The sequence below is a fragment of the Peribacillus sp. NPDC058002 genome (genome assembly GCF_042886655.1).
GTDB classification, from domain to species: Bacteria; Bacillota; Bacilli; order Bacillales; family DSM-1321; genus Peribacillus; species Peribacillus aracenensis.
Genome location: NZ_JBHVQU010000146.1, coordinates 1 through 9,113, shown reverse-complemented (window position 1 = coordinate 9,113; position 9,113 = coordinate 1). Strand labels below are relative to the sequence as shown.

The following is a 9,113-nucleotide window of genomic DNA, read 5'->3' as shown; positions in this document are numbered from 1 at the left end:
TCCAATACTCTCAGGAATCCGTTTGCTGGCTATATTATTAGGGTCACAGCGGATTTCAACTCGTTTTGCCCCATAATGGTAAAAGGCAAATTTGGTTAACCTTTCCACTGCCTCCGTTATGTAGCCTAGTTTACTGTATCTTGTATCAATCCAATAGCCAATTTCGAATTTAGGGATATCCCAATCAATTCGGTGCAGACCAGTGGAGCCAATGAATTGATCGTCTTCTTTCCTATAAATATGGAGCCTGATATCCTCTTTTAAAATAAAGTCCGCAAAGGACTTAAGGACGTTCTGTTCAGAAGTTTCCAACGAAAAATCTTGATGTGCAAACGGCAGCCACTGTTTCAATTCAGGTTTAGAATGGACAATGGCTTCGTAAAGGTCCAGGCCATCGCCAGGTTGACAAGGTCTTAGATATAATCGCGGGGTTTCAATTTTTTCGGGAAAATCCATTAATATAGCTTTCATATCCTGCCTCCATATTATTGATATGGAAAATTATAACACGAATTGAATTCAAAGTGTTTGGCTGATGGGGAAAGTTTTCTTAGCATAAATGAGAGAGTGAAAACATAGATTCTAGTAAGCGGAGTTGGGAGGATGAAAGATGAAAAAAAAATCTGTCGTACAAAATGCCGTAATGAAACATATTAACGAACATTCCTCATTATATGTCTTTATCACTGTGCTTTTTTTGATGGGTGTCATTTTTGGGGCAATATTGGTGAATAGTTTGAGCTTTACCCAAAAGGAAGACTTGTTCTATTATTTATCGCAATTTTTCGGACAAGTATCCAAGGGTGAATTTGCATCTTCGCATGATATGTTCAGTCAAAGTATTATGCATAATATAAAATATATCGGGGTCATCTGGATTCTGGGAATATCGGTCATCGGTTTGCCTGTCATCCTGGTTTTGTTATTTATAAAAGGGATGGTTGTTGGATTCACAGTCGGCTTTTTAGTAAATCAAATGGGATGGAGCGGATTCTTATTATCGTTTGTCGCCATTCTGCCCCAAAATATATTCATCGTACCGATATTCATCGTAATAACCGTCCTTGCCGTCGCACTATCAATGAAAATGATCAGCCGGATTTTCCTAAAGCAGGTTCGTGAACCGCTGAAGCCGATAATTTCGCGGTATATTTTCTCATTGGTTTTGTCGGGGTTATTTTTGATTACGGCTGCTGCGTTTGAAGCGTACCTATCCCCTTCTTTAATGAAAAATGTCGTAAGTTTATTGGGTCATTAATGAAAATTTACCGTTCCCGCAAATTTTTTTATCATTAACAAGAAATCTATTTTGACAGTTTTCCCTCTTTTGATATAATGGATAAGATAGCGGCGCGGGAGGGAATATTAGGTATGGAAATAGAAAACAGAATTGATAGGATAAAAAAGCAGTTACACTCGTCCAGCTACAAATTAACGCCTCAGCGAGAAGCGACCGTCCGCGTTTTACTTGAGCATGAAGAGGATCATTTAAGCGCAGAAGACGTTTACCTCCTTGTCAAAGAAAAGTCGCCGGAAATTGGATTGGCAACAGTTTACCGTACGCTAGAGTTGCTGACTGAATTGAAGATAGTAGATAAAATTAACTTTGGAGACGGGGTTTCCCGTTATGATTTAAGACAAGAAGGAGCTGCGCATTTCCATCATCATCTTGTTTGTGTGGAATGTGGTGCGGTAGATGAGATCCAGGAAGACCTACTTGAAGACGTAGAAGACATCGTGGAACGCGACTGGAACTTCAAGATTAAAGACCATAGATTAACCTTTCATGGCATTTGTCATCGATGTCATGACAAAGAAGAAAATTAAGGTGAATGAAGTCGGACCTTTTCCATTTAATGGAGAAGGTTTTCTGCATTTTAAAAACCTATTTTCTCAAGGAAGAGCTGTTTTTGTTTTCTCCTTTCCGAAACACGTATAAAACTTGTCCTGTTGGGCATAGATTGATACAAAGGATCGAATGGGAGGGGAAAGATGATGAAAACATCATTATCGCTTGTTTTGCACACGGCTAAAGTGATGGTTCTCTTTGTTAGCTTCACTGTTCTTTTTTATATAGGAATGGTATGGTTAAATCAGGAATATCAAAGTTATCATCGTTATGATGAACCGAAAGGCATGGCCGTAAAAGTATCGAAAGCTGTTGATACGGGTGATGATGCATGGCTTGAACGCTTAATGTTGTTTTATTTAAACGGGGAGTAATGAATATGGAGAATCAAATTAGGGATTTCATTCATTTTTTAACCATTGAAAAGGGACTTGCCAAAAATACGCTCGTCTCGTATGAGCGTGACTTAAGATCATATTGGAGCTATCTGAAAGATGTTGAAACCATTGAAGCCTGGAATGATTCACGGCGGGTGAACATCCTGCATTTTCTCGTGCATTTGAAGGATCAAGGGAAATCGTCGAAGACGGTGGCGCGTCATATAGCTTCCATTCGGTCTTTTCATCAATTTCTTCTAAGGGAAAAAGTAACCGGGCAGGATCCGTCCATACATATAGAAACGCCAAAACCGGAACGAAGCCTTCCAAAGGTATTAAGCATGGAAGAGGTTGAAGCACTATTGGATGCCCCGAAGAAAATGGATGAATTCGGTTTACGTGATAAGGCGATGCTAGAACTGATGTATGCGACGGGTATGCGTGTCAGTGAGTTGATATCCATGGATGTAAGTGATGTCCATGCATCGATGGGTTTTGTCCGTTGCGTAGGGAAAGGAAATAAAGAGAGGATCATTCCGATTGGACAAACTGCATTGGGTGCGATAGAACATTATATGGAAAGTTCCCGGGGGAAAATGGCCAGTCCCAAGCACAGGACAGATTCACTTTTTTTGAATCATCATGGAAACAGGCTGACAAGGCAGGGATTTTGGAAGATTCTAAAAAAACTTGTAAAATCAGCACAAATTGAAAAAGAAATTACACCGCATACACTAAGACATTCGTTCGCGACACATCTATTGATGAACGGGGCTGATTTACGTGCCGTCCAAGAAATGCTTGGTCATGCGGATATTTCGACAACTCAAATTTATACACATATTACGAACGTACGGATCAAGGATGTATATTCAAAATTCCATCCGCGAGCTTAAAAGAATAGTAGAATGATAGAAAAGGTTGTGAATTTAACTGCGGGGCAGTTGAAGGAGCAGCCTTATTCTCCGTTTGTACGGACTGCTATAGGGGCTGCAAATAATTCCAATGTGCATCTTGGGGCACTTTGTTTCATTCCGAAATATATTATTTGTCTACATCATGGTAATCGTTTACAATGTAGAGAGGTCAGACTTCTGACGTTCTCGCGATTTCATTTAAATGAAGAGTAACTGAGCAGAGTAAGGGTATTATAGAGAGTATAAAAAGTGATTTACTATTTTAGGAGGAATGACTCATGAAAGGAAATTCAGCATTTAAACGTATATTTGTAGTAGTTATGGATTCAGTTGGGATTGGCGAAGCGCCTGATGCAGATTTATTCGGCGATAAAGGGGCGGATACACTTGGCCATATCGCAGAAAGAATGAATGGATTGAACATGCCGACTCTCGCAAAATTGGGTTTAGGCAATATCCGTGAAATCAAGGGGATTGATAAAGCTCAGCAACCTCTCGCATACTATACGAAAATGAAGGAAGCCTCTACAGGAAAAGATACGATGACTGGACATTGGGAAATCATGGGGTTAAATATATCGACTCCATTCCGTGTATTTCCAGATGGCTTCCCGGAACTATTAGTCAATGAACTCGAGGCGAAGGTGGGTCGGGGAATTATTGGGAACGTCCCGGCAAGCGGCACGGAAATCATTGAAAGGCTTGGCGAGGAACATATGAAAACGGGTGCGCTGATCGTTTATACATCAGCTGATTCCGTATTACAGATTGCTGCACATGAAGATATCGTCCCAATAGACGAATTATACAAGATATGTGAAATTGCCCGTGAAATGACAATGGCTGATGAGTTCAAGGTTGGACGCGTAATTGCCAGACCGTTCACAGGTGAACCAGGCAACTTCAAAAGAACGCCTAACCGTCATGATTATGCGTTGAAGCCTTTTAACCGGACTGTAATGGATGAATTGAAAGATTCTGGATATGATGTGCTCGCAATCGGGAAGATCTCTGATATCTTTGATGGGGAAGGTGTCACTGAATCATTGAGGACCGTATCCAATATGGATGGAATGGATAAATTAATCCAAACGGTAGAACAGGATTTCAAAGGGTTAAGTTTCCTTAATCTAGTCGACTTCGATGCTTTATACGGTCACCGCCGCGATCCAGAGGGATACGGAAAGGCATTGGAAGAATTCGATGCCCGGATGCCGGAAGTCCTTGATAAACTGAAAGAGGATGATCTATTGATCATCACTGCCGATCACGGGAATGATCCGGTCCATGAAGGAACCGATCACACACGTGAATATGTCCCATTATTAGTTTATTCCAAACGATTTACAGAAGGTGCCGAACTACCGATAAGAGATACATTTGCTGATATTGGGGCGACGGTCGCTGCTAATTTTGATGTAAAAATGCCTGCCTTTGGAAAAAATATATTAGGCGATCTAAATTTAGGGGAGAGTAAATAGATGTTTAATAAAATAGAGATTGCTGCTTCATTTATAAAAAGTAAAATTGAAGGCTCTCCGGAGATAGGACTGATTCTTGGTTCCGGGCTTGGAGTATTGGCGGATGAAATTGAAAATCCGATAACTATTCCATACCACGAAATTCCGGAATTCCCGGTATCGACTGTGGAGGGACACGCTGGACAGCTTGTCATTGGACATTTAAGTGGCAAAAAAGTTGTAGCCATGCAAGGACGTTTCCACTTTTATGAGGGCTATTCGATGGAGAAGGTCACTTTTCCTGTACGTGTAATGAAACTACTTGGTGTTGAGCAGTTAATTGTAACGAATGCTGCCGGAAGCGTAAATGAAAGCTATGAACCAGGTGACTTGATGCTCATTACGGATCATATTAATTTAATGGGGGCAAATCCATTGATTGGTCCTAATGAAGAGCGCTTCGGCCCTAGATTCCCTGATATGTCGGAGGCTTATAATAAAGGCCTTCGGACGCAAGCAAAAAAAATAGCAGCTTCACTAGGATTGGATATTAAAGAAGGTGTCTATATCGGAAATACAGGACCGACATATGAGACGCCGGCAGAAGTGAAAATGGCAAGGATCCTTGGCGGGGATGCAGTTGGTATGTCGACAGTTCCGGAAGTTATCGTGGCTAGGCATAGTGGTATGAAGGTGCTTGGAATTTCATGCCTTACAAATATGGCCGCAGGCATTCTTGATCAGCCTTTGTCGCATGAAGAGGTAATTGAAACGACTGAAAAAGTGAAAAGCAGTTTTCTTGAATTTGTTAAGCATATCGTTAAGGACATATAAAACGAACAAAAATACAAGTACACCTAAAGAGATCCGGTGTCTTTGAAAAAGTGGGGATTCTAATATGAGAATGGTAGATTTAATCGAGAAAAAGCGTGATGGAAAGGCTCTTACTACGGAAGAAATACAGTTCATCATCAAAGGGTTTACCGATGGCACGATTCCGGATTACCAAATGAGCGCTTGGTCAATGGCAGTTTATTTCAAAGGCATGAATGAGCAGGAACGTGCTGATCTAACCATGGCGATGGTCGAATCAGGAGATCAAATTGATTTATCTATGATTGAAGGAATTAAAGTCGATAAACATTCAACAGGCGGTGTTGGTGATACCACAACTCTAGTGCTTGGACCATTGGTTGCTGCTGTAGGTGTTCCAGTGGCAAAGATGTCAGGACGCGGTCTTGGTCATACAGGCGGAACGATCGATAAGTTGGAGTCTGTAAAAGGATTTCATGTCGAAATAGAAAATGACGAGTTCATTCGACTTGTTAATAAAAATAAGATAGCTGTCATTGGACAAAGTGGTAACCTGACTCCAGCCGACAAAAAGTTATATGCATTGCGTGATGTTACGGCTACCGTTAACAGTATTGGTTTGATTGCTGGCTCGATCATGAGTAAGAAAATCGCCGCTGGTGCTGATGCAATTGTACTTGATGTTAAAACGGGAGCGGGCGCTTTCATGAAAACTCTCGAAGATTCCGAAGAGTTGGCGCATGCAATGGTTAGCATTGGAAACAATGTGGGACGAAACACGATGGCCGTCATTTCCGATATGAGCCAACCGTTGGGTTACGCAATCGGAAATGCTTTAGAAGTGAAGGAAGCCATCGATACGCTTAAAGGAGAGGGACCGGAAGATTTAACGGAACTTTCTTTAACACTAGGAAGCCATATGGTATACCTTGCCAAAAAGGCAAGCTCGCTGGAAGAAGCAAGAACCTTGCTGGAAAATGCGATCAAGGATGGTTCTGCACTTAACTCATTCAAGGTTTTCCTAGAAGCGCAGGGAGGCGATGGTTCGGTTGTGGATCAGCCGGAAAAACTACCGCAGGCTGCTCATACTTTCGAGCTGGAAGCGAAAGAGGACGGCTATGTATCGGAAATCATCGCTGATGAGGTAGGAACGGCAGCCATGCTGTTGGGCGCCGGGCGGGCAACAAAGGAATCAGAGATTGATTTGGCAGTCGGACTGGTACTTCGTAAAAAAATCGGGGAAACCGTGGCAAAAGGTGAATCCCTAGTGACGATTTACAGCAATTTTGAAGATGTTTCAAAGGTAAAAGAAAAATTGTATGAAAGCATTGCGATTTCAAAAGAGAAAATAGAAAAACCTACATTGATCTATAAAGAGATTATGGAATAAACGTAAAAAGGCCGCTATTGAGCGGCCTTTTCACGTTTATTCCATTGAATGTTAAAAGAGGATGCCCATGCGCATCCTCTTTTAATTTGGTTCAATTTGTTGCCCTATATCCAGTATATGTTTCAAAATTCATCTTTATTTGTATAAAAATGGGTTTAATGGAAAAAATAAAACCTATAAAGATTGGAGGGTATGGAGATGAAGCGGATTCTTTCTCTATTTTTAACCGTTTTGGTAGCATTGGGTTTTAGCATCCCACATACAAAAGCAGCTGAAGAAAAAGGAGTCGAATTAGCGGCAAATGCTAAATCCGCTATTTTGATTGAACGGGATACAGGTACTGTTCTCTATGATAAAAATGCAGACGCTCGTCTTTCACCGGCAAGCATGACGAAAATCATGACGATGCTGTTGATCATGGAAGCGATCGATAAAGGCGAACTTAGCATGAAGGAGAAAATCAGGACTAGTGAGTATGCAGCATCGATGGGCGGTTCCCAGATCTTTCTCGAGCCAGGTGAAGAAATGACAACAGAACAAATGCTCAAGGGCATCTCGATTGGTTCGGCGAATGATGCATCGGTGGCGATGGCTGAACGTCTAGCTGGTTCGGAAGAAGAGTTTGTTAGGAAAATGAACAAAAAGGCGAAAGATCTCGGGTTGAAAAATACAAAGTTCCAAAACGCAACAGGCCTTCCTGTTAAAGATCATTACAGTTCGGCACATGATATGTCGATAATGGCAAAGGAGTTATTGAAATACGATACGATTACAAGGTTCACGGGTACATATGAAGATTATCTCCGTGAAAATACCGAAAAGAAGTTCTGGCTTGTCAACACGAACAGATTAGTGAAATTTTACCCTGGGGTCGATGGATTGAAGACAGGATTCACAAATGAAGCGAAGTATTGTTTGACAGCGACTGCTAAAAAAGGGAATATGCGTGTCATTGCCGTCGTTTTCGGAGCTGTTTCTCCAAAAGAACGAAATGCTCAGGTCACCAAGATGTTAGATTATGCATTTTCACAATACATCACATACCCGATTTATAAACGCGGCGAGGTGTTAGGTGAAGCCAAGGTAAGTAAAGGACACAAAAAATCCGTGGTGGGGGTCACAAGTGAACCTATTTCAGTTTTGACAGCCAAAAACGGAACGGCAAAGGACTTTACAAAAAAAATCACGCTTGATAAAGATTTGGCTGCCCCGATTAAAAAAGGGGATGAAATTGGTACGCTTGAATTGAAGAAAAACGGTAAGGTGTATGTCGAATCTCCGATCGTCGCGAAGGAAACTATTGAAAATGCGAGCTGGTGGCAATTGTATAAAAGGGCTTTCGGCATGTTTACCCACGCGAAATAGAATAAATTGTCGCATTGCCTGTTAATCGTACTAATTTAGGCGAAACTCCACTAGTTTTGCTAGTAAGGAGGAATCGGCAGGTGAAAAAGAGAATTTGACTCTTTATAAGACAGTGAAGGAGGCTGTATATAATGAGTCTTACGATTAATATGGAGGCGAAAAACCGCGTATTGTGCATTCGTCTCAAAGGTGATTTGGATCATCATACAGCAGAAAAATTGAAAAACCAGGCAGAGGCAGCCATTCAAAAGCATAATATTAAGCATATCATCCTCAACATGGAAGAATTGGATTTTATGGACAGTTCGGGGCTCGGAGTTATTTTAGGGCGCTATAAGCAGGTAAACAAAAAGCAAGGTGAAATGGTGGTCTGTGCAATTTCTCCAGCAGTAAAGCGGCTATTTGAGATGTCAGGGTTGTTTAAAATTGTTAAAATGGAACTATCCGAAAAAAACGCTTTGCAAAGACTGGGGGTTGCCTAAGATGAAAAATAAAATGGAAACGAAATTTTCTGCACTTAGCCAAAATGAATCTTTTGCCAGGGTAACTGTTGCGGCTTTCATTGCCCAATTGGACCCGACGATGGATGAATTGACAGAGATCAAGACTGTCGTGTCAGAAGCCGTTACGAATTCGATTATCCATGGTTATGAAAGTGATCCGGAAGGATGGGTCTACATTTCAGTGGTCATCGAAGGAGATACTGTGGAATTGACCATCCGGGATGAAGGACTGGGCATTGAAGACGTCGAGGAGGCTAAACAGCCGTTATTTACGACAAAACCCGAACTTGAACGTTCCGGTATGGGATTCACCATCATGGAAAACTTCACGGATGAAATCAATATTATTTCCCACAAGGGCGAAGGCACGATCATTAGATTTAATAAGCTATTTAATAAAATAATATTTTTGTGCTTTTTAGGTATTTTTGATTTTTGA

The 9,113-nt window shown here is 41.2% G+C and carries 11 protein-coding genes; 10 read left to right on the top strand and 1 reads right to left on the bottom strand.

Annotation, left to right across the window (positions count from 1 at the left end; genetic code table 11):
• A partial coding sequence (locus ACFVSH_RS19235) for a GNAT family N-acetyltransferase (protein WP_387707358.1) occupies positions 1-471 on the bottom strand: 471 nt, incomplete at its 3' end.
• 139 nt (positions 472-610) lie between these two features.
• On the opposite strand from ACFVSH_RS19235, the gene spoIIM reads away from it, so the two are divergent.
• The 10 genes from spoIIM (at position 611) to spoIIAB (ending at position 9,113) form a co-directional block, all read left to right on the top strand.
• Entirely contained in the window at positions 611-1,258 is a 648-nt protein-coding gene (spoIIM, locus tag ACFVSH_RS19230) for a stage II sporulation protein M (protein ID WP_192205404.1), read from the top strand.
• Positions 1,259-1,377: 119 nt separating this feature from the next.
• On the top strand, positions 1,378-1,827 hold the full coding sequence (fur, locus tag ACFVSH_RS19225) for a ferric iron uptake transcriptional regulator (protein ID WP_034311309.1): 450 nt from the start codon (positions 1,378-1,380) through the stop codon (positions 1,825-1,827).
• Between the two features lie 165 nt (positions 1,828-1,992).
• Positions 1,993-2,223, top strand: coding sequence for a YqzK family protein (locus ACFVSH_RS19220; protein ID WP_370662551.1), 231 nt, complete (start codon positions 1,993-1,995; stop codon positions 2,221-2,223).
• Positions 2,224-2,228: 5 nt separating this feature from the next.
• Positions 2,229-3,122, top strand: coding sequence for a site-specific tyrosine recombinase XerD (gene xerD, locus ACFVSH_RS19215; RefSeq protein WP_387597765.1), 894 nt, complete (start codon positions 2,229-2,231; stop codon positions 3,120-3,122).
• A gap of 299 nt (positions 3,123-3,421) precedes the next feature.
• A complete protein-coding gene (gene deoB, locus ACFVSH_RS19210; protein ID WP_387597762.1) occupies positions 3,422-4,624 on the top strand; it encodes a phosphopentomutase in 1,203 nt (400 codons plus the stop codon).
• Positions 4,625-5,437, top strand: a complete 813-nt coding sequence (locus tag ACFVSH_RS19205) for a purine-nucleoside phosphorylase (RefSeq protein WP_260284612.1) — start codon at positions 4,625-4,627, stop codon at positions 5,435-5,437.
• Between the two features lie 64 nt (positions 5,438-5,501).
• Positions 5,502-6,806 (top strand): pyrimidine-nucleoside phosphorylase, encoded by a 1,305-nt coding sequence (locus ACFVSH_RS19200; RefSeq protein ID WP_192205400.1) that lies wholly within the window; start codon positions 5,502-5,504, stop codon positions 6,804-6,806.
• Between the two features lie 198 nt (positions 6,807-7,004).
• Positions 7,005-8,171 carry a D-alanyl-D-alanine carboxypeptidase family protein gene (locus ACFVSH_RS19195; RefSeq protein ID WP_387597759.1) on the top strand — a complete coding sequence of 389 codons (1,167 nt, stop codon included), beginning with the start codon at positions 7,005-7,007 and terminating at the stop codon, positions 8,169-8,171.
• A gap of 131 nt (positions 8,172-8,302) precedes the next feature.
• Entirely contained in the window at positions 8,303-8,653 is a 351-nt protein-coding gene (gene spoIIAA / locus ACFVSH_RS19190; protein WP_034308142.1) for an anti-sigma F factor antagonist, read from the top strand.
• Position 8,654: 1 nt separating this feature from the next.
• Positions 8,655-9,113: an anti-sigma F factor gene (gene spoIIAB / locus ACFVSH_RS19185; RefSeq protein ID WP_387707356.1), complete on the top strand. Its 459-nt coding sequence runs from the start codon at positions 8,655-8,657 to the stop codon at positions 9,111-9,113.